This is a genomic window from Streptomyces sp. NC-S4, from assembly GCF_054353315.1.
Genome location: NZ_CM135937.1, coordinates 5,568,811 through 5,588,121 on the forward strand (window position 1 = coordinate 5,568,811; position 19,311 = coordinate 5,588,121).

The window sequence follows — 19,311 nt, forward strand, 5'->3', positions numbered from 1 at the left end:
CGACACTGCCGCGCGGGACCCCGTACGGGCGAATCTCTATCCATGACGACGACCGCGACACGCACCGCGAAGCCCACCACCGACACCGTGGTCAGCTTCGAGAACGTGACCAAGAGCTACGGCACGGTCCGGGCGGTCGACGGCCTCTCCCTCACGCTCCACCCGGGCGAGACCGTCGCACTCCTCGGCCCCAACGGCGCCGGCAAGTCCTCCACCCTCGACCTCCTCCTCGGCCTGCGTCCCGCCGACTCCGGCTCCGTCCGGATCTTCGGCACCACCGCGCGCGAGGCCGTCGCCGCCGGCCGGGTCGGCGCGATGCTGCAGAGCGGCGGCCTGATGGAGGAGGTGACCGTACGGGAGATCGTCGCCCTCGGCTGCGCCCTGCACCCGCGGCCGCACCCGGTCGACCAGGTGCTCGCCCGGGCCGGCATCGACAAGATCGCCGATCGCCGGGTCGACAAGCTCTCCGGCGGCCAGGAACAGCGCGTGCGCTTCGCGCTCGCCACGGCCGGCCACAACGACCTGATCGTCCTCGACGAGCCGACCACCGGCATGGACGTCACCGCCCGCCAGTCCTTCTGGGCCACCATGCGGGAACAGGCCGACCAGGGCCGCACCGTCCTGTTCGCCACCCACTACCTGGAAGAGGCCGACGCGATCGCCGACCGCGTCCTGGTGCTCAGCAAGGGGCGGCTCCTCGCGGACGGCACCGCAGCCGAGATCAAGGCCAGGGCCGGGGCCCGGAAGATCTCCTTCGACCTGCCCGGCGCCGTCGGCACCGACATCGAGGGACTGCGCGCCCTGCCCTTCCTGACGGCCTTCGAGCACCACGGCGACACCGTGCGCATCCAGTCCCGCGACGCCGACGCGACCGTCCGCGCCGTCTACGCGCTCGGGCTGTACCCCCGCAATCTGGAGGTCGCGGGCCTCGGCCTGGAACAGGCCTTCATCGCCCTCACCGAGGCCGAGGAGGCCACCCAGTGAACGCCCTCATCAAGCTCGAGATCGTCCGCGCCCTGCGGAACAAGAAGTACCTCTTCTTCACGGTCCTGTACCCGGCCGCGCTGTTCCTGATGCTCGGCGGAACCCTCGACGGCACCACCAAGGTCATGGGCACCGAACTGACCATGCCCGCCTTCTACATGGTCGCCATGGCCTCCTTCGGCGCCCTGACCGCCGTCCTCGTGGGCAACAGCGAACGCATCGCCAAGGAACGGGAGAAGGGCTGGGTCCGCCAGCTGCGCCTCACCGCCCTCCCCGGCCGCGGTTACGTCCTCGCCAAGACCGCGGGCGCCGGAGTGCTCTCGCTCCCCGCCGTCCTCGTCGTCTTCGCGGTGGCGGCCGCCGTGAAGGGCGTACGGTTCGACGCCTGGCAGTGGCTCGCCCTCACCGGCGCGATCTGGGCCGGCAGCCTGGTCTTCGCGGCCCTCGGCGTCGCCCTCGGCTACCTGGCCAGCGGGGACAACGTCCGCCCCATCACGATGCTCGTCTACTTCGCCCTGTCGATCCTCGGCGGCCTGTGGATGCCCACCGCGAACTTCCCGCAGTGGCTCCAGAACATCTGCGAGTGGCTCCCCACCCACGCCTACGCGGGCCTGGGCCAGGCCATCGAGCTCGGTGGCGCGCCGCGGTCCGGGGACGTGGTGCTCCTCGCGGTGTACTTCGTACTGTTCACCGGTGCGGCCGCCTGGCTGTACCGCAAGGACTCACTGAAGGCGTGAAACCCGTGGCGCTGACGAAGGAAGACGAGGACCGGGACTTCTCGGAACTCGCCGAGCAGCCCGAGAACCGCCACCAGAAGATGGTGAAGGTCCTCTGGATCAGCATCTGGCTGTTCTACCTGAGCGCCCCCGTCGCCGACCTGGCCGACGGCGGGCACAGCCCCGGGGCCCGGGTGCTCGGCGGTCTGGGCCTCGCCGTCTTCGTCGCCTGGTTCCTGGTGCTGGTCTTCCACACCGTCCACCCGCTGCCGGTCCGCCGGGTGCTGTTCTCCCTGGCGCTGTTCTCCGCCGAGGCCGTGGTCCTGTCGCTGGCCCTGGGCCGCGAATGGCTCGTCCTGTTCGTCTACGTGTCCATCGCCTCCGGGGCCGCACTGCCGGCCCGGTACTCCCGCTGGACCGTCCTCGGCACCGCCGCCCTGCTGGCGGTCACGGCGAACGCGGTCCCGGAGGGCAGCGCCTACCTGGCGGGCCTGCTCATCCCGGCCCTCATGGGCGGCTTCGCGATGGTCGGTATCAGGACGATGATCCGCACCACGCTGGAGCTGCGCGCGGCCCGGGCCACCGTGGCCCAGCTCGCGGCCAACGAGGAACGGCTGCGGATGGCCCGGGACCTGCACGACCTGCTGGGGCACTCGCTGTCCCTGATCACGCTCAAGAGCGAACTGGCGGGCCGGATGCTGCCCGGGCAGCCGGAGGCGGCCGCCCAGCAGGTCGCCGACATCGAGCAGGTCAGCCGGCAGGCACTGGTCGACGTGCGCGAAGCGGTGAGCGGCTACCGGCGGCCCACCCTCCCCGGCGAACTCGCGGGTGCGCGCACGGCGCTGGCCGCGGCGGGCGTCCTGGCCGACCTCCCGGCGCCCCCGGCCGACGACCTCCCGGAGGCGGCGGAATCGGCCCTGGCCTGGTCCCTGCGCGAAGCGGTGACGAACGTGGTGCGGCACAGCGGCGCGAAGCGCTGCCGGGTCACGCTGGAGACCAGCCAGACCCTCGACGGGCCGGTACTGCAGCTGACCGTCACGGACGACGGCACGAGCGGCGGCCAGAGCGTTCCCGGCAACGGCCTGACCGGCCTGGCGGAGCGTCTGGAGGCCCTCGGCGGAACCCTGTCGGCGGGCCCCGCCGGCCGGACCGGCTTCACCCTGACCGCCCGAGTCCCCCTAGGATCGTGACCATGACCTCACGTCCCATCCGCATCCTCCTGGCGGAGGACCAGTCGATGGTCCGCGAGGCCCTCGCCGCGCTGCTCGGCCTGGAACCCGACATCGAGGTACGGGTCCAGGTGGCCCGCGGCGACGAGGTCCTGGCGGCGGCCCGCGCGCACGACGTGAACGTGGCCCTGCTGGACATCGAGATGCCGGGCATGACGGGCATCGAGGCGGCGGCCGCCCTGCACGCCGAACTCCCCGCCCTGCGGATCGTCATCCTGACCACCTTCGGCCGCCCCGGCTACCTCCGCGGCGCGATGGAGGCGGGCGCCTCGGCCTTCCTGGTCAAGGACGCCCCGGCCGCGCAGCTGGCGGCCGCCGTGCGCAAGGTCCTCCAGGGGGAGCGCGTCATCGACCCCACCCTGGCCGCGGCCGCCCTCGCGGAGGGCGCGAACCCGCTGACGGACCGCGAACGGGAGGTCCTGCGGGAGGCGGAGAGCGGAGCGACCAACGCGGAACTCGCGGCGCGGCTGCACCTGTCCCAGGGCACGGTCCGCAACTACCTCTCGACGGCGATCCAGAAACTCGCGGCGCGCAACCGCGCCGAAGCCGTACGCGCGGCCCGCGAAAAGGGCTGGCTCTAGCCCTTCTCCGGCCCAGGCCTGCCCCGGCCGCACCCGCCTTGCCGACCGCACTCCGGCTCCACCGGGCCACGTCAGCCTCGCCGGCGTTTGAGGCGCGGGGTCTGGGGCGGAGCCCCAGGAATCCCGGCTCCGCCGGGCACCGGGCTCCGCCCGGACCCGCGCCTCAAACGCCGGCGAGGCTGACGTGGCCCGGCCGAGGCTGGAATTGCCTGCCGCGGCAGCGTGCCGTCGGCGAGGCGGGGACCGGGGCGGGCCCCGGTCAGTTCAGGAGGGCGCGGGCCGAGACGGCTTCGGCGCGGATGCGGGCCGCCGCGTCGGCGTCCACCGCGGAGACCACCCCCGCGTACGCGTCGAGCTCGGCCGCCCCCTCCCGGAAGGAGCCCCGCTCCACCAGCAGCCGCGCCCGCTCGTACCTCAGCGCCGCCGGATGCGACGGCAGCAGCAGCGACAGCTCCACCGCCCACAGGGCCACCCCCGACTGCTCCGGGCGGGCCGAGGCCCAGGTCCGGATGTTCGCCAGGATCCGCCGCACGATGTCCAGCGTCCGGGCGGGCTCACGCGGCCCCGACGCCAGCTCCGCCGGCCCGGTGCCCAGGGAGGCGCCGCCCGCGAAGGGATCCACCACCACGCCCTCCTCCGGATCCCCGAAGCCCACCACGAAGTGCCCCGGCAGCCCGAGCCCGTACACCGGCGCCCCGGCCCGCCGGGCCACCTCCAGCCACACCACCGACAGCAGGATCGGCAGGCCGCGCCGCCGCCTCAGTACCTCGTGCAGCAGCGAGGACGACAGCCGGTCGTAGTCCGCCGGGGTGCCGTGGAACCCGAGGCGCCCGCCCAGCAGTTCCGTCACCGCGTTCGCCCACGCCCGCCCGCCGCGCAGCCCGTACGGCAGCATCCCGGCCAGCCGGTCCAGCTCGATCTGCGCCCGGTCCATGGCGCGTTCGTCCAGCTCCGGATCCCCCTCGGTGGCCAGCAGCAGGCACAGCAGCGCCAGGTCCGGCCGCTCCGCCCGGGCCTCGGCCGCGAACTGCTCCCGCCAGGCCGCCGCACTCACGAGGCCGCCCGGTAGTGGTGGTACGTGTGGTGCGTCGCGAAGCCCAGCGCGTCGTACAGCGCCAGCGCCCCCGGATTGTCCGTCTCGACCTGCAGCCAGGCCGCCGACGCGCCCTCCTCCAGCGCCCGCCGCGCCAGCGCGGCCATCACCGCCGTCGCCAGGCCCTCCCGCCGGTGCGCGGGATCCACGGTGACCGCCGCGAAGCCGGCCCACCGCCCGTCCACCACGCAGCGCCCGATGGCCCGCCCGCCGGGCAGCGCCGCGAACCACACCGACGGCCCTTCCACCAGCATCCGCCGGGCCACGTCCGGGTCGCTCACCCTCCCGTAGCGCCCGAGCCACTCCTCGTCCGGGACCCGGGTCAGGCGCACGTCCCCGGCCGCGGGCGCGTCCACGTCGGCCACCGGCGCCAGTGCCCCGATCCGTACCTCCGCCGACACCTCCGACGTCCAGCCGCGCCGCTCCAGCTCCGCGCCGAGCATCTCCTGGGTGCCGGCGGCCCCCGTCGCGACCTGCACGTAGGCCGGAAGCGACCGCTCCGCGTACCAGGACGTCACTCGGGCGAGTGCATCGTCCAGCGGTATCCCCGGGTCGCCGAGCGGCAGCACGGAATTGGCCCGCCGGGTGAATCCGGCGGCCGCCCGCAGCGTCCACCCGCCCAGCGGCTCGCTCTCCAGCGGCTGCCAGGCCCGCGCGGCGACCCGCGAGAGCTCCTCGAAGGAGGCCGCGGGACCCCGCCGCCGGGCCGGCGCCGGCGGCACGACCTTGCCCGCCACCAGCGAGGATTCCGAGATGCGGACGGATTGTCCGTCCTTCTTTGTGATCAGCAGCACACCCTGGTCCCAGGATGTGAGAACCCCGACCGTGTCCGTGAACTCGGGTGATCCGCTCACTACGGCCTCCACCCGTCGTACAGAGACTCGTTTACCCACGTCAGCCGGGGTAATACGGACCTCCAGCAGTCCACCGGCAGTGATTTCCACAGCTCTGTCCGCCCCTCCTGTTCGGATCGTGCCCGGGAACGGAGATACTAGGTGCGGGCATCGACGACGCCGCGCTCCCGCGCGATATGGACAGCCCTACCGAGGAGGAACGAGAGCGTGACCTACGTCATCGCGGAGCCTTGTGTCGACGTCAAGGACAAGGCATGCATCGAAGAGTGCCCCGTCGACTGCATCTACGAGGGCCAGCGGTCCTTGTACATCCACCCGGACGAGTGCGTCGACTGTGGCGCGTGTGAGCCGGTCTGCCCGGTCGAGGCCATCTTCTACGAGGACGACACCCCGGAGGAGTGGAAGGACTACTACAAGGCGAACGTCGAGTTCTTCGACGAGCTCGGTTCGCCCGGTGGCGCCTCCAAGCTGGGCCTGATCGAGCGCGACCACCCCTTCGTCGCGGCGCTGCCCGCCGGTATCAACGGCGAGCACTGACCTTTCAGGCAGACGCGCCCCTCGGTCCCGTACGGCCTTCCCGCCGCACGGGACCGACGTGTTTGCGGCACCCGTACACACCAGCACTCAGAGAGAGCAGAGACCACCGTGGCCGCAGTATCCGACCGTCTTCCCGCCTTCCCCTGGGACAAGCTGGAGCCCTACAAGGCCACGGCGGCGGCCCACGCGGACGGCATCGTCGACCTGTCGGTCGGCACGCCCGTGGACCCGGTCCCGCAGCTGATCCAGCGCGCCCTGATCGACGCCGCCGACTCCCCGGGCTACCCGACCGTGTGGGGCACCGTCGCCCTGCGCGACGCGATCACCGGCTGGGTGCGCGGCCGCCTCGGCGCGAGCGCCGCCGAACACCGCAACGTCCTGCCGGTCGTCGGCTCCAAGGAACTGGTGGCCTGGCTGCCGACCCAGCTGGGCCTGGGCGCCGGGGACAAGGTCGCCTACCCCCGGCTCGCCTACCCCACCTACGAGGTCGGGGCGCGGCTGTGCGGCGCCGAGCCGGTCGTCTACGACGCCGAGACATTTGCGAGTGACCCCGCGGGCACCGAGCTCGACCCGGCCGGTGTGAAGCTGCTCTGGCTCAACTCCCCGTCCAACCCCACCGGCAAGGTCATCGCCAAGGAGGAGCTCGTCCGGATCGTGGCCTGGGCGCGCGAGCACGGGATCCTGCTCTTCAGCGACGAGTGCTACCTGGAGCTGGGCTGGGAGGCCGAGCCCGTCTCCGTCCTCCACGACGACGTCTGCGGCGGCTCGTACGAGGGCATCGTCGCCGTCCACTCCCTCTCCAAGCGCTCCAACCTGGCGGGCTACCGGGCGGCCTTCGTCGCCGGTGACGCGGACGTGCTCGGCGAGCTGCTGCAGATCCGCAAGCACGGCGGCATGATGACCCCCGCCCCGGTGCAGGCGGCCACGGTCGCCGCGCTCGGCGACGACGCCCACGTCGAGGAGCAGCGCGAGCGCTACGCGGCCCGCCGGGCGGCGCTGCGCACCGCCCTGGAGGCGCACGGCTTCCGGGTCGAGCACAGCGAGGCGAGCCTGTACCTGTGGGTGACCCGCGACGAGCCCTGCTGGGACACCGTCGCCCACCTCGCGGGCCTGGGCATCCTCGTCGCGCCGGGCGACTTCTACGGCGAGGCGGGCGCACGGTTCGTGCGCGTCGCCTTCACCGCCACCGACGAGCGGGTCGAGGCGGCGGTCAAGCGCCTCGGCTGACGGCCGGGTGCCACGGCGCGCATGCCCGAGGGGGCCGGGAGTTCGCACTCCCGGCCCCCTCGGCGTTTCCTACGGCGTCAGCCGCCCAGCGGCAGGCCGCCCGGCAGTCCCCCCGGCAGGAGACCGGAGGTCGGCAGCGAGGACGTCGGCAGCGAGGACACCGGCAGCTCCTGCGCCGCGGGCAGCTGCGCGGGCAGTCCGCCGAGCAGGCCCTGCGCGCTGCCGGCCACGTCGGCGGCGGGGGCCGGCAGGGCCTGGGTGGCACTGCCGGCGGCGTCCGTGGCGGCGTCGGAGGCAGTCAGCTGGCCCAGCTGCGGCACGGACTCCAGACCGGCGGCACTGGCCGCGCCGGCCGCTCCGACCACGGGAGCTGCCCCGGCTGCGAGCAGCAGCGCGGCACGGGCGATCCGACGGGTCAGGGGGAGAGACATGTTGCTCCTAAGCGGTAGCGGCTGAGTACGCCGTGCTAACCGCTCCCGGGGCGGGTGGAGTTGCGGTGCCGGTGGGTAAAGGATCGGTAACGCATCGTTTAATCGGCTTCCGCGAAAAACGCATTGGATGCGCGCCGACCAGGGATTCCGTCCCGATCCGGGATCCGTGGCCCGCTACACGGATCCCCCCGCAGGGGTGATCGCTCGCACGTGAGCCCGGGCGCCCCCGGCGCGTGCCCCGCACCGGAGCGGATCAGCGGGCCATGAAGATCCGTACCTCGCCCGGCCCCGCGTAGTGGGGGTCCTTGACGCCGTCCTTCGTCCCCGTGGCGCCCTTGTCCTGCCACCGGCCCCGGTCCTTGCCCGCGATCCAGCCGTGCCGGCCGTACGACACGCGGGAGATGCCCATCGCCTTCGCGTTGGCCACCGCCCAGTGGGCCATCGCCCGGCTGCGGCGCGTCGCGTCCTCGCCGCCGTTCTTCTTCTCCGTCAGGGTGACCTCCGGCTCCGGGGCGGCCTGCCCGCCACCGGTGTTCCGGCCGGCCTGGCCGCCCTGCGGGGACATGGTGTGCATCCCGTCCTTGCCGAAGATCCGGATCAGGTCGGCCCGTACCTTCTCCGGGTCGCCCGGCCCGGTGGGCGCGGGACCGCCGCAGTTCAGGGTGCCGCCGCCGGCGAAGGCCGCCGTCAGCACGGTCGCGTCGGGCTCGTGCTTCGCGTACGCCTGCGGGAACCCGCTGCGCTGCACCTTCTGCGCGGCCACCGTCAGCGGCAGGCGCGAGTACCCCGGCACGTCGACGAGGTGGTCGTAGAAGATCCCGGCCGAGTAGACCGGGTCCGTGATCTGTGCCGGAGTGCCCCAGCCCATCGACGGCCGCTGCTGGAAGAGGCCCAGCGAGTCCCGGTCGCCGTGATCGAGATTGCGCAGCGCGGACTCCTGCATGGCGGTCGCCAGCGCGATGGTCACCGCCCGGTCCGGCAGGCCCTTGGCGACGCCGACGGCGGCTATCGTCGCCGCGTTCGCCGCCTGCTCCGGCGACATCTCGTACGTTTCGGAGGTTTCGTCCTCCCCGACCGGATCCGCGCTCGCCACGCAGAACGGGGCGCCGCCGCCCCCGTTCGAATCGTGCTGCACGGCGAAGTACCCGATCACCGCGAGGAGAACGAGCAGGCCGACAGCCGCCCGGGCCAGCCGGCGGCGACGAGGACGGGGATCACGGGTCTCGGACACGCGGCCCACCGTACTTGAGGCATATGACGCGTCCACCGGCCGGACGAGGGACGCTTCGCCACACCCCGGGGCGTTAGGGTCAGTTCCATGTCCGAATCCGAGCTGGACCTCACCCTGGACGCCGCCGAGCTGACCGCCCGGCTCGTCGACATCCCTTCCGTGAGCGGCGACGAGAAGGTACTCGCCGACCTCGTGGAACACGCGTTGCGCGGCCTGCCCCACCTCACCGTGGACCGCTTCGGCAACAACGTCGTCGCGCGCACGAACCTCGGCCGCGCCGAGCGCGTCGTACTGGCCGGCCACCTCGACACCGTGCCGATCGCCGACAACGTCCCCTCGCGCCTCGACGAGAACGACGTCCTGTGGGGCTGCGGCACCACCGACATGAAGTCCGGCGTCGCCGTGCAGCTGCGCATCGCCGCGACCGTGCCCGAGCCGAACCGGGACCTCACCTTCGTCTTCTACGACCAGGAGGAGGTCGCCGCCGACCTCAACGGCCTCGGCAAGGTCGCGGCCGCCCACCCCGACTGGCTGACGGGCGACTTCGCGGTCCTGCTGGAACCCTCGAACGCCGAGGTCGAGGGCGGCTGCCAGGGCACCCTGCGGGTCCTGCTCCGCACCGCGGGCGAGCGCGCGCACTCCGCCCGCAGCTGGATGGGCTCCAACGCCATCCACTCGGCGAGCCCGATCCTCGCCCGCCTCGCGGCCTACGAGCCCCGCAGGCCGGTCATCGACGGCCTGGAGTACCACGAGGGCCTCAACGCGGTCCGCATCGAGGGCGGCGTCGCCAACAACGTCATCCCCGACGCGTGCACGGTGACCGTCAACTTCCGCTATGCCCCGGACCGCAGCGAGGCCGAGGCGCTGGCCCACGTCCGGGAGGTGTTCGCGGACTGCGACATCGCGGAGTTCGTGGTCGACGACTCCTCGCCCGGCGCCCTCCCCGGCCTCTCCCACCCGGCCGCCGAGGCCTTCATGGAGGCGGTGGGCGGCCGCGCCATGCCCAAGTTCGGCTGGACGGACGTCTCCCGCTTCAGCGCCCTCGGGGTCCCGGCGGTCAACTACGGCCCGGGCGACGCCCTGCTGGCGCACAAGGTCGACGAACGCGTCGAGACGAAGGCGATCCTGCACTGCGAGGAACGACTCCGCGCCTGGCTGACCTCCTGAATTCCGCTTCTCGTCACCTTTGTGCGCCTACCCTGATCCAACGATCAGCAGGAGGGAGCACAGCATGGGCAACCACGGCAATCCCGAGGGTTCCGCTCGTCGCCGGCCCGAGGAGCAGCAGCTCGGGCCGGTGCTGAGGAGGCGGAGCCAGGTGCAGGCGGGCAGTACGACGGACCAGCGGCTGCTGGACTCGGCGGGGCCCTCCGAGTGGGTGCACACCGATCCCTGGCGGGTCCTGCGCATCCAGTCGGAGTTCATCGAGGGCTTCGGCACGCTCGCCGAGCTGCCGCCCGCGATCAGCGTGTTCGGATCGGCCCGCACGCCGGAGGGGTCGCCCGAGTACGAAGCGGGCGTGCGGATCGGCAGCGCGCTGGTCGAGGCCGGTTTCGCGGTGATCACCGGAGGCGGTCCGGGGGCGATGGAGGCGGCCAACAAGGGCGCCCGCGAGGCGAACGGCGTCTCGGTCGGCCTCGGCATCGAGCTCCCCTTCGAGCAGGGGCTCAACCAGCACGTCGATCTCGGCCTGAACTTCCGGTACTTCTTCGTCCGCAAGACGATGTTCGTGAAGTACAGCCAGGGCTTCGTCGTCCTGCCGGGCGGCCTGGGCACGCTGGACGAGCTGTTCGAGGCGCTGACCCTGGTCCAGACCCAGAAGATCACCCGCTTCCCGATCGTGCTGTTCGGCACGGAGTACTGGAACGGCCTGATCGACTGGCTGCGGGGCACGGTGATCGCCCAGGGCAAGGCCTCGGAGAAGGACCTCTACCTGTTCCACGTCACCGACGACGTGGACGAGGCGATCGCACTGGTGACGAAGGAAGTCGGCAAGTAACCCCCCGGGCCCGGGCCGGTCCGGCCCGGGCCCGTGCGGGGCGTCAGGCGAGGCCGCGGCGGGCGACGGCCGGGGGGCGGTGGCCCTGGATCGAGCGGACCATGTCCAGGATCTGCCGGGTCTCCTCGACCTCGTGGACGCGGTAGACCTGCGCGCCCAGCCAGGCCGAGACGGCCGTCGTGGCCAAGGTGCCCAGCAGGCGTTCCTTGACCGGCTTGTCGAGGGTCTCGCCGACGAAGTCCTTGTTGGACAGCGAGACCAGGACCGGCCAGCCCGTCGCCGTCATCTCGTCCAGCCGGCGCGTGGCCTCCAGCGAGTGCCGGGTGTTCTTCCCGAAGTCGTGCCCCGGGTCGATCATGATCGCGTCCCGGCGGACGCCCAGTGCCGCCGCCCGCTCGGCCAGCCCGACCGTCACGCGCAGCACGTCCTCCATGACGTCCTCGTACGCGATCCGGTGCGGCCGGGTACGCGGCTGCACACCGCCCGCGTGGGTGCAGACCAGGCCGGCGCCGTACCGCGCGGCGACCTCCGCGAGCCGGGGGTCCACCCCGCCCCAGGCGTCGTTGAGGACATCCGCCCCGGCCTCGCACACGGCCTCGCCGACCTCGTGCCGCCAGGTGTCCACGCTGATCACCACGTCCGGGTGGCGGCGCCGGACCTCGGCCACGAAGCCGACCGTGCGCCGTGCCTCCTCGGCCGCGTCCACGTGCTCGCCCGGGCCCGCCTTGACCCCGCCGATGTCGATGATCGCGGCACCCTCGGCGATCGCGTGCTCGACCCGGTCCAGTGCCGGCTCGTCGCGGAACGTCGCGCCCTGGTCGTAGAAGGAGTCCGGCGTCCGGTTCACGATCGCCATGATCACCGGCTCGTGGGTGTCGAACTCGCGCCTGCCCAGTCGCAGCATCCTGCTCTTTCCTCCTTCGGCGGCCCTCGCGCCTCGCCTGCGACCTTAACCTGGTGGCCGGAGTCTCTCAGGGGAGTTGATCGTGTTCTTCTTCTTGATGATCGCGCTGGTCGTGGTCGTGGCAGCGGTCACCCTGGCGGTGATCGGCGGCGGCTCGGAGGCCGTCCTGCCGGAAGCGGAGCCGGACCGGGTCGCGGACGGCCTGCCGGAGACCCGCCCCGTCGTACGGGCCGACATCGACGCGCTGCGGCTGCCGGTCGCCCCGCGCGGGTACCGGATGGCCGAGGTGGACGACGTACTGGAGCGGCTCGCGGCCGAACTGGCCGAGCGGGACGCGCGGATCGCGCAGCTGACGGCCGCGGCGGCGCCCGCCGCCGCCCCGTCGGACGCTCCCGGACACGTCGACCTCACCAAGGGCGGTGAGCGGTGAGCGGTTCGGTGGCGGGTGCGGACGGGCTGCTGCGCTGCCCGTGGGGGCTGTCCACGCCGGACTACGTCGACTACCACGACACCGAGTGGGGCCGTGCGGTGCACGGGGACGACGCCCTCTACGAGCGGCTGTGCCTGGAGGCGTTCCAGTCGGGGCTGTCGTGGATCACGATCCTGCGGCGCCGCGAGGGCTTCCGGAAGGCCTTCTCGGACTTCTCGATCGCGGCGGTCGCGGAGTTCGACGACCGCGACGCGGAGCGGCTGCTGGCCGACGAGGGGATCATCCGCAACCGGGCCAAGATCGAGGCGACCCTGGCCAACGCGAAGGTCCTCGCCGGGTGGGAGCCGGGCGAGCTGGACACCCTGATCTGGTCCCACGCCCCCGAGGAGCCGGGACCGGCCCCCCTGACGGTCGCCGAGGTCCCGGCGGTCACGCCGGAGTCCACCGCCCTCGCCAAGGCGCTGAAGAAGGCCGGCATCCGCTTCGTCGGCCCCACGACGGCCTACGCCCTGATGCAGGCCTGCGGGCTGGTCAACGACCACCTGGCCGACTGCGTCTCCCGCGACCCGGCCTGACCCGGCGGGGCGGGGCCGGGCCGGGCGGGGCCGGATCGCGGGAGGAGTCTCAGCGGCCCAGGTACTTCGGCGGCTGCTTCGCGAGGAAGGCCTGGACGGCGATGGCGTGGTCCTCGGAGGCCCCCGCACGGGTCTGGAGGGCGTCCTCGTGGGTCAGGGCCTCGGAGAGCGTGTGGGAGGCGCCGTAGGCCAGGGACTCCTTCAGCGCGGCGTACGCGACCGTCGGGCCGGCCGCCAGCGTGCGGGCCACCGCCTCCGCCTCGGCGTGCAGGGAGTCCGACGGCACCAGGCGGTTGACGATGCCGAGCTCGTACGCCTCCTGTGCCTTGATCGAACGCGGGAAGAGCAGCAGGTCCGAGGCGCGGGAGGCGCCGATCAGGCGGGGGAGGGTCCAGGAGACCCCGGAGTCGGCCGTCAGCGCCACCCCGGCGAACGAGGTGTTGAAGGAGGCGGTGTCGGCGACGACCCGGAAGTCCGCCGCCAGCGCGAAGCCGAAGCCCGCTCCGGCCGCGACGCCGTTCACGCCGGCCACCACGGGCTTCGGCATCTCGGTGAGCGCCCGCACGATGGGGTTGTAGTGGTCGGCCACCGTGGTCATGGTCAGGGAGGTGCCGGTCTCGCGGTCCGAGGCGAGGTTGCCGATGTGCTCCTTGAGGTCCTGGCCCACGCAGAAGGCCCGGTTGCCGGCCGCGGTGAGCAGCACGGCCCGTACGGCGGTGTCGGCGGCCGCCGCCCGGACCGCGTCGCGCAGGGCGACCTTGGCCTCGGTGTTCATCGCGTTCATCGCGTCCGGACGGTTGATCGTGATGGTCGCGAGTCCGTCGGTCACTTCGTAGAGCACGCTGTCGGCCATGGCAGGGGGTCCCCCTTCGTCGCGGGCTTGGCTACCGGTCGGTACTGTCCGGTACACAGGTCAGCATGGCGGACCGGACGTGGAGCGCACATGTGATGTGCGTCAAAGAAAGCCGATGCCGCTTCCCGGTTGCGGCGGCGAAGTATCGCAGGCGGATCCCCGAAATGAGTGGTTTTGGTCGAGCGCGTTGCCCAAGCGTTCCCTTGCGATGTTGGTCATCGGGTCCTGACATGCGGGATAATGGCTGGGAAGCAATGTGTTCGATGCCGGGTATTAGGCGCCTGAACGGGGCCGTCGGCTGACGATGAGCTGGTTTCAGGAAGGGGAACGAGCATGGCGGCCATGAAGCCGCGGACGGGCGACGGCCCGCTCGAGGTCACCAAGGAGGGGCGGGGCATCGTCATGCGCGTACCGCTCGAGGGCGGCGGTCGGCTTGTCGTCGAGCTGACCCCTGATGAGGCGGACGCCCTGGGTGACGCCCTGAAGAAGGTCGTCGGCTGACCCCACGGGGACACCGGCAGCACTTCCGCCTTCTGCTTTTCCGTATTCTCTGCACTGCCCCGATCGCGATCCCGCGGCCGGGGCAGTGTTGTGTCGTCACCCTGGACCCGAGCCCTCCGGAGCCGCGCCGTGCCCTTCACCCCGCCCGCGCCGCCCGCCTTCGCCGACTGCACGCCCCGCCAGAAGGCCGCCCGGATCCTCTCCGACGTGCTGGCCCCGGCCCATCTGGTGGTCGGGTTGCTCCTGCTCGTCGGATGGCACAGCACCACGGCATGGGCCGGGCTCGGCTGGGGTCTGTTCGCCGCCCTCTTCTGCGGGGTGGTCCCGATCGGGATCATCGCCTTCGGCGTCCGCCGGGGCGCGCTGAGCGACCAGCACATCCGGGTACGGCGCCAGCGGGTCGTCCCGATGGCCCTGAGCCTGGTCTCCGTCGTCGCCGGGGTCTCGCTCCTGCACCTGCTGGGCGCTCCCCGGGAGGTGTTCGCGCTCGTCGTCGCGATGCTGGTGGGTCTCGTGTCCTCGCTGCTGGTCACGGTGGTCTGGCAGATATCGATCCACATGTCGGTGGCGGGCGGCACCGTGATGATCCTGCTGCTCGTCCTCGGGCCCCGGGTGCTCCCCGTGGTGGCGGTCGCCGCCGCCGTGGGCTGGTCCCGGCTGGTGCTGAAGGCGCACACCCCGGCACAGCTCCTCGCCGGCACCGCGCTGGGCGGCACCGCGGCCCTCACCTTCGCGTTCCTCGGCTGATCCCGCGGAGCCGGCGGCCCGACCGCTCAGCGGCTCAGCGGCGCACGGCGCACAGCAGTCCGTCGCCCACCGGGAGCAGCGCGGCCTCCAGCGCGGGGCTCTCACGGACGCTGCGCAGCAGCTCGCGCACGCGCAGCACCTCCACCGGCTGGGCCGCGGAGTCGACGGTGCGGCCGTCGGAGAAGACCCCCTCGAAGCACACCAGTCCGCCGGGGCGCAGCAGCCGCAACGATTCGGCGAGGTAGTCGAGGGACTCGGAGGGGTCCCCGTCGCAGAAGACGAGGTCGTATCCGCCGTCGGCGAGTCGCGGCAGCACGTCGAGGGCTCGGCCGGGGATGAAACGGGCGCGGTTGCCGGCGAAGCCTGCGGCGCGGAAGGCCTGACGGGCGAAAGCCTGCCGGTCCGCTTCGGGATCCACCGTGGTCAGCACCCCGTCGGGGCGCATTCCGTGCAGCAGGTGGATGCCGGAGACGCCGGTTCCGGTGCCGATCTCGGCGACCGCCTTCGCGTCCGCGGTGGCGGCCAGCAGGCGCAGCGCGGCCCCGGTGCCGGGGGAGACGGACCTCAGGCCCGCTTCCCTGGACCGGTCGCGGGCCCATCGCAGAGCGTCGTCCTCGGCGACAAACGCGTCGGCGAACGCCCAGCTCGTCTGCCGGTTGCCGGTAATGACCCTCTCCTGTCCCCATAGTTGGCGCAACGGTGACTGTATCCGTTGACGTCGGGAACCCGCAGATGGGACCGGGCGTTGTGAAGGGTGGAGGCGGGATAAGAGGGGACGGTGCCGGGCAGATCGACGGCCAGGACCGCTCCCGGGCTTAAGTCTCGCGTAAAGATACTGCAAAAACGCTTATCCGGAGCTGACAGAGGGGGTGGCTATGGTAGGGACTCCACTGGACACCACCAGAGCCGACAGGGGAGGTGCGGCTGCGCCTGTGGATCGTGGGGGCGTACTGAGACGCCTCTTCTGGTCGGCGGGTGAGCCGAAATCCGTGACCTACATTGCTGACCGCTTCCACACCGCCGACACCGCAACCACCGCGACCTTTGCCGCCGATGCGGGCTCCCAGGCGTGGACCCCTCCTTCATGGGAGGAGATCGTCAGCACGCACAGTGCGCGGGTCTACCGCCTTGCCTACAGGCTGACGGGTAACCAGCACGATGCCGAGGACCTCACGCAGGAAGTCTTCGTCCGCGTCTTCCGCTCGCTGTCCACGTACACCCCCGGCACCTTCGAGGGCTGGCTGCACCGCATCACGACGAACCTGTTCCTGGACATGGTGCGCCGCAAGCAGCGGATCCGCTTCGACGCGCTCGGCGACGACGCCGCCGACCGGCTGCCGAGCCGTGAGCCCTCCCCGCAGCAGGTCCTGCACGACACCCACTTCGACGCGGACGTGCAGCAGGCCCTGGACACCCTCGCGCCCGAGTTCCGCGCGGCCGTGGTGCTGTGCGACATCGAGGGCCTGTCGTACGAGGAGATCGCCGCGACGCTCGGCGTGAAGCTCGGCACCGTGCGCAGCCGTATCCACCGGGGCCGTTCGCACCTGCGCAAGGCGCTCAAGCACCGGTCCCCGCAGGCCCGTGCCGAGCAGCGCGCGCTGGCGGGAGTGGCGATGGGCGCCCCCGGCGCCGGGGGAGAGGGCGGAGCCGAGTGAGCGAAGTCAGTCCGTCACCTGCCGAACAGCACCTGGGAGACCGGCTTGCCGCCCTGGTGGACGGGGAGCTGAAACACGACGCGCGCGATCGGGTCCTGGCCCACCTGGCGACCTGTGCCCGGTGCAAGGCCGAGGCCGACGCCCAGCGACGTCTGAAGACCATGTTCGTGGAGAGCGCGCCGCCGCCGCTGTCCGCGGGGCTGCTGGCGCGGCTGCAGGGGCTGCCGGGCGGCGGCCTCGACGATCCGTCGGCTCCCCTGGGACCCGCCGGTCCCGGCCGCCGCACCGACCCGCCGGGCAGTGCGGGCCCCGACCCCTTCGACGCGTTCGCGTACGGCCTGCCGGTCGCCGCCGGGCACCGGCCGCAGGAGGGCTTCCGCATCCACGAGGTGGGCCGTCCGCGCCGCCGGTTCGCCTTCGTCGCCGCCGGGGCCGTCTCGCTGGCCGCGCTCGCGCTCGGTGGCGCCCTGCCGCTGGAGGTGGACCCGAACCTGCGGGGTGATTCCCCGGCCCCGGCCTCCAGGCCCGGCCCGGCCCTGCCCGCGGCCGATCAGGGGGCCCGTGACCGCCCGCCCACGCCCGAGGCCGTCCCGAGCCTCCTGTCGGCCGTGGCGACCCCGCTGCCGCCGCTCCAGCCCTCCCCGCAGTACCCGGCACGCCCCGTCTCCCTGCTGCGCTGACGCGGGACCTGATTGAATCTGCGGCACATGCGCATAGGTAGGCGGGGAGCGCCCATGGCCGACAGGCAGCAGACCGACCCGGCTCCACAGTGGTGGAGCCGGCCCGAGGGGACGGCCGGGGACGGCCGCGGCCCGGTGGTTCCCGCGCCACGGCCCGGCACTGGGGACCAGGGCCACGCACAGGACGCGACCCCGGTCCCGGACGGGCCGGCTTCCGCCCCGGGCGTCTCCGCTTCCGCCCCGGGCGTGTCGGACCCGGGCCCCGACGCGTCGGACGCGTCGGACGCCGCCCCGGACGTGCCGGCCGCGGTTCCCGCGGTGCGGTACGACCCCTGGGGCGCCGAGCCGTTGCAGGTCGTGGACCGGGGCCGGACGCCGCGCGGGATCCGGCTGTGGCAGGTGGTGGCCCTCAGCCTCGGAACGGCCCTGCTCGCCGGCGGGATCGGCGGCTACCTCGGCGTGCTCGCCGAGCGGCGCAGCAGCACCCGGCTGGAGCTCCCCCAGGCCGCCGCCGCCGACCGGGGCCGGGCCCCCGACAGCGTGGCCGGGATCGCGGCCACCGCGCTTCCCGGCGTGGTGACCCTGCACGTGCGGGGCACGAAGGGCAGCGGCACGGGTACCGGCTTCGTGCTCGACCAGCAGGGACACATCCTGACCAACAGCCACGTGGTGGCCGACTCCCAGGAGATAACGGTCACCTTCAGCACCGGTGAGAGCGTCACCGCCCAGCTGGTCGGCCGTGACTCCGGCTACGACCTGGCCGTGGTCAAGGTCAGCGGGGTACGCGGGCTCCAGCCGCTGAGCCTGGGGAACTCCGAGAACGTGCAGGTCGGCGACCCGGTGGTGGCCATCGGCGCGCCCTTCGACCTGTCGAACACCGTCACCGCCGGCATCATCAGCGCCACCGGCCGGCCCGTCACGGCGGGCGGCGACAAGGGCGACGGCAGCGACATCAGCTACGTCGACGCGCTGCAGACCGACGCCCCGATCAACCCGGGGAACTCCGGCGGCCCGCTCCTCGACGCGAAGGCCCACGTGGTCGGCATCAACAGCGCGATCCGCGGGGCCGACAAGGAGGACGCCACCCGGCAGGGCGGCTCCATCGGGCTCGGTTTCGCCATCCCCGTCAACCAGGGCAAGCGCGTCGCCGAGGAGCTCATCCGCACCGGCCGTGCCACGCACCCGGTCATCGGGGTCACCCTCGACATGGACTACGCGGGTGACGGGGCACGGGTCGGGGACAAGGGTGAGGACGGCAAGCCGTCCGTCGTCGCCGACGGGCCGGGCGCGCGCGCCGGGATCCGGGCCGGGGACGTGATCACCAAGGTGGACGGCCAGCGGGTCCGCGGCGGCGACGAGCTGATCATCAAGATCCGGGCCCACCGCCCGGGCGACCCGCTGACCCTCACCGTGCTCCGCGGCGGCCGGGAAAGCACACTGAAAGTGATCCTCGGATCGGCGAACGGCTCGTGAACCCGAAGGAGAAACCGCCGCGGAGGCGGTATGCAGGTATGGGCCCGCGGGCAATGCCGGGTACCGTGTGTCGGGGCCCGAAGTGATACAGAGCCGAGGAGCGGCAAGGTGTTCAACGACATAGGCGCACTCGAACTCGTCACGATCGTGGTGCTCGGCATCCTCGTCTTCGGACCGGACAAGCTGCCCAAGGTCATTCAGGACGTCACGGGCTTCATCCGGAAGATCCGGGCGTTCTCGGACAGTGCGAAGCAGGACATCCGCTCCGAACTCGGCCCGGAGTTCAAGGATTTCGAGTTCGAGGACCTGAACCCGAAGACCTTCATCCGCAAGCAGCTGACGGAGAACGAGGACCTCAAGGAGATCCGCACCAGCTTCGATCTCCGCAAGGAGCTCAGCGACGTCTCCGACGCCGTGAAGAGCTCGGAGGCGGGCGCCGCCCCGGCCTCCCCGGCCCCGGCCGCGGCCGGTTCGGCCACGCCCGCCGTCACCGGCCCGGACCTGCTGAAGAAGCCTGCCGCCCCGGCCCCGGACGAGCGCGCGCGCTACGACGCCGACGCCACCTGACGCGCGGCCTTCCCGGCGATCCGCGGTCGGATGGCTATCCTCCA

At 72.6% G+C, this 19,311-nt stretch carries 23 protein-coding genes; 16 read left to right on the forward strand and 7 right to left on the reverse strand.

The genetic code is table 11. The features are described from left to right. Window positions 1-42 precede the first annotated feature (42 nt). The 4 genes from ACXNSR_RS25205 (at window position 43) to ACXNSR_RS25220 (ending at window position 3,510) form a co-directional block, all read left to right on the forward strand. Complete coding sequence (locus tag ACXNSR_RS25205; RefSeq protein WP_458637731.1) at window positions 43-984, forward strand: ABC transporter ATP-binding protein; 942 nt, start codon at window positions 43-45, stop codon at window positions 982-984. Beyond that, complete coding sequence (locus ACXNSR_RS25210; RefSeq protein ID WP_458637732.1) at window positions 981-1,721, forward strand: ABC transporter permease; 741 nt, start codon at window positions 981-983, stop codon at window positions 1,719-1,721. The genes ACXNSR_RS25205 and ACXNSR_RS25210 overlap by 4 nt, the downstream gene beginning before the upstream one ends. A gap of 80 nt (window positions 1,722-1,801) precedes the next feature. Continuing rightward, window positions 1,802-2,890 carry a sensor histidine kinase gene (locus ACXNSR_RS25215; RefSeq protein WP_458643385.1) on the forward strand — a complete coding sequence of 363 codons (1,089 nt, stop codon included), beginning with the start codon at window positions 1,802-1,804 and terminating at the stop codon, window positions 2,888-2,890. A gap of 2 nt (window positions 2,891-2,892) precedes the next feature. After that, window positions 2,893-3,510 carry a response regulator transcription factor gene (locus ACXNSR_RS25220; protein ID WP_351155624.1) on the forward strand — a complete coding sequence of 206 codons (618 nt, stop codon included), beginning with the start codon at window positions 2,893-2,895 and terminating at the stop codon, window positions 3,508-3,510. A 259-nt stretch (window positions 3,511-3,769) separates the two neighbouring features. Here ACXNSR_RS25220 and ACXNSR_RS25225 read toward each other — a convergent pair whose 3' ends face one another. Together ACXNSR_RS25225 and ACXNSR_RS25230 are read right to left on the reverse strand one after the other, a co-directional pair. Beyond that, window positions 3,770-4,564: a transglutaminase family protein gene (locus ACXNSR_RS25225; RefSeq protein ID WP_458637733.1), complete on the reverse strand. Its 795-nt coding sequence runs from the start codon at window positions 4,562-4,564 to the stop codon at window positions 3,770-3,772. Continuing rightward, window positions 4,561-5,547: a GNAT family N-acetyltransferase gene (locus ACXNSR_RS25230; RefSeq protein WP_458637734.1), complete on the reverse strand. Its 987-nt coding sequence runs from the start codon at window positions 5,545-5,547 to the stop codon at window positions 4,561-4,563. Before ACXNSR_RS25230 ends, ACXNSR_RS25225 begins: the two co-directional genes overlap by 4 nt. A gap of 117 nt (window positions 5,548-5,664) precedes the next feature. Between ACXNSR_RS25230 and fdxA the strand changes: the two genes are divergently transcribed. Together fdxA and dapC are read left to right on the forward strand one after the other, a co-directional pair. Continuing rightward, window positions 5,665-5,994: a ferredoxin gene (fdxA, locus tag ACXNSR_RS25235; protein ID WP_030011906.1), complete on the forward strand. Its 330-nt coding sequence runs from the start codon at window positions 5,665-5,667 to the stop codon at window positions 5,992-5,994. Between the two features lie 108 nt (window positions 5,995-6,102). Then, entirely contained in the window at window positions 6,103-7,221 is a 1,119-nt protein-coding gene (gene dapC, locus ACXNSR_RS25240; protein WP_458637735.1) for a succinyldiaminopimelate transaminase, read from the forward strand. 77 nt (window positions 7,222-7,298) lie between these two features. Here dapC and ACXNSR_RS25245 read toward each other — a convergent pair whose 3' ends face one another. After that, window positions 7,299-7,652 carry an ATP-binding protein gene (locus tag ACXNSR_RS25245; RefSeq protein ID WP_458637736.1) on the reverse strand — a complete coding sequence of 118 codons (354 nt, stop codon included), beginning with the start codon at window positions 7,650-7,652 and terminating at the stop codon, window positions 7,299-7,301. 253 nt (window positions 7,653-7,905) lie between these two features. Then, window positions 7,906-8,883: a hypothetical protein gene (locus ACXNSR_RS25250; RefSeq protein ID WP_458637737.1), complete on the reverse strand. Its 978-nt coding sequence runs from the start codon at window positions 8,881-8,883 to the stop codon at window positions 7,906-7,908. An 87-nt stretch (window positions 8,884-8,970) separates the two neighbouring features. On the opposite strand from ACXNSR_RS25250, the gene dapE reads away from it, so the two are divergent. Continuing rightward, a complete protein-coding gene (gene dapE, locus ACXNSR_RS25255; protein WP_458637738.1) occupies window positions 8,971-10,050 on the forward strand; it encodes a succinyl-diaminopimelate desuccinylase in 1,080 nt (359 codons plus the stop codon). A 64-nt stretch (window positions 10,051-10,114) separates the two neighbouring features. Next, on the forward strand, window positions 10,115-10,882 hold the full coding sequence (locus tag ACXNSR_RS25260) for an LOG family protein (protein ID WP_458637739.1): 768 nt from the start codon (window positions 10,115-10,117) through the stop codon (window positions 10,880-10,882). 43 nt (window positions 10,883-10,925) lie between these two features. Here ACXNSR_RS25260 and folP read toward each other — a convergent pair whose 3' ends face one another. Further along, window positions 10,926-11,786, reverse strand: coding sequence for a dihydropteroate synthase (gene folP, locus ACXNSR_RS25265; protein ID WP_458637740.1), 861 nt, complete (start codon window positions 11,784-11,786; stop codon window positions 10,926-10,928). A 76-nt stretch (window positions 11,787-11,862) separates the two neighbouring features. On the opposite strand from folP, the gene ACXNSR_RS25270 reads away from it, so the two are divergent. Together ACXNSR_RS25270 and ACXNSR_RS25275 are read left to right on the forward strand one after the other, a co-directional pair. Then, complete coding sequence (locus tag ACXNSR_RS25270) at window positions 11,863-12,216, forward strand: DivIVA domain-containing protein (protein WP_150259086.1); 354 nt, start codon at window positions 11,863-11,865, stop codon at window positions 12,214-12,216. After that, window positions 12,213-12,791 (forward strand): DNA-3-methyladenine glycosylase I, encoded by a 579-nt coding sequence (locus tag ACXNSR_RS25275; RefSeq protein ID WP_458637741.1) that lies wholly within the window; start codon window positions 12,213-12,215, stop codon window positions 12,789-12,791. The genes ACXNSR_RS25270 and ACXNSR_RS25275 overlap by 4 nt, the downstream gene beginning before the upstream one ends. A 49-nt stretch (window positions 12,792-12,840) precedes the next feature. Here the strand turns inward: ACXNSR_RS25275 and chcB are convergent, their stop codons facing one another. After that, the gene (gene chcB / locus ACXNSR_RS25280) at window positions 12,841-13,644 is read right to left on the reverse strand and encodes a 2-cyclohexenylcarbonyl CoA isomerase (RefSeq protein ID WP_458637742.1); all 804 of its coding nucleotides are present in this window, start codon (window positions 13,642-13,644) and stop codon (window positions 12,841-12,843) included. 333 nt (window positions 13,645-13,977) lie between these two features. Here chcB and ACXNSR_RS25285 point away from each other — a divergent pair, with 333 nt between their 5' ends. Further along, window positions 13,978-14,145: a DUF3117 domain-containing protein gene (locus tag ACXNSR_RS25285; RefSeq protein ID WP_003966491.1), complete on the forward strand. Its 168-nt coding sequence runs from the start codon at window positions 13,978-13,980 to the stop codon at window positions 14,143-14,145. Between the two features lie 129 nt (window positions 14,146-14,274). Then, window positions 14,275-14,892, forward strand: a complete 618-nt coding sequence (locus ACXNSR_RS25290; protein WP_458637743.1) for a hypothetical protein — start codon at window positions 14,275-14,277, stop codon at window positions 14,890-14,892. Between the two features lie 34 nt (window positions 14,893-14,926). Here the strand turns inward: ACXNSR_RS25290 and ACXNSR_RS25295 are convergent, their stop codons facing one another. Next, entirely contained in the window at window positions 14,927-15,589 is a 663-nt protein-coding gene (locus ACXNSR_RS25295) for an O-methyltransferase (protein ID WP_030385883.1), read from the reverse strand. 178 nt (window positions 15,590-15,767) lie between these two features. Between ACXNSR_RS25295 and sigE the strand changes: the two genes are divergently transcribed. The 4 genes from sigE to ACXNSR_RS25315 all read left to right on the forward strand — a co-directional run bounded on the left by sigE (window position 15,768) and on the right by ACXNSR_RS25315 (window position 19,267). Next, on the forward strand, window positions 15,768-16,547 hold the full coding sequence (sigE, locus tag ACXNSR_RS25300; protein WP_458637744.1) for an RNA polymerase sigma factor SigE: 780 nt from the start codon (window positions 15,768-15,770) through the stop codon (window positions 16,545-16,547). Continuing rightward, window positions 16,544-17,227, forward strand: a complete 684-nt coding sequence (locus tag ACXNSR_RS25305) for a zf-HC2 domain-containing protein (protein WP_458637745.1) — start codon at window positions 16,544-16,546, stop codon at window positions 17,225-17,227. Before sigE ends, ACXNSR_RS25305 begins: the two co-directional genes overlap by 4 nt. A gap of 54 nt (window positions 17,228-17,281) precedes the next feature. Beyond that, the gene (locus ACXNSR_RS25310; protein ID WP_458637746.1) at window positions 17,282-18,700 is read left to right on the forward strand and encodes a S1C family serine protease; all 1,419 of its coding nucleotides are present in this window, start codon (window positions 17,282-17,284) and stop codon (window positions 18,698-18,700) included. A gap of 108 nt (window positions 18,701-18,808) precedes the next feature. Next, window positions 18,809-19,267, forward strand: a complete 459-nt coding sequence (locus tag ACXNSR_RS25315; RefSeq protein WP_458637747.1) for a sec-independent translocase — start codon at window positions 18,809-18,811, stop codon at window positions 19,265-19,267. Window positions 19,268-19,311 lie beyond the last annotated feature (44 nt).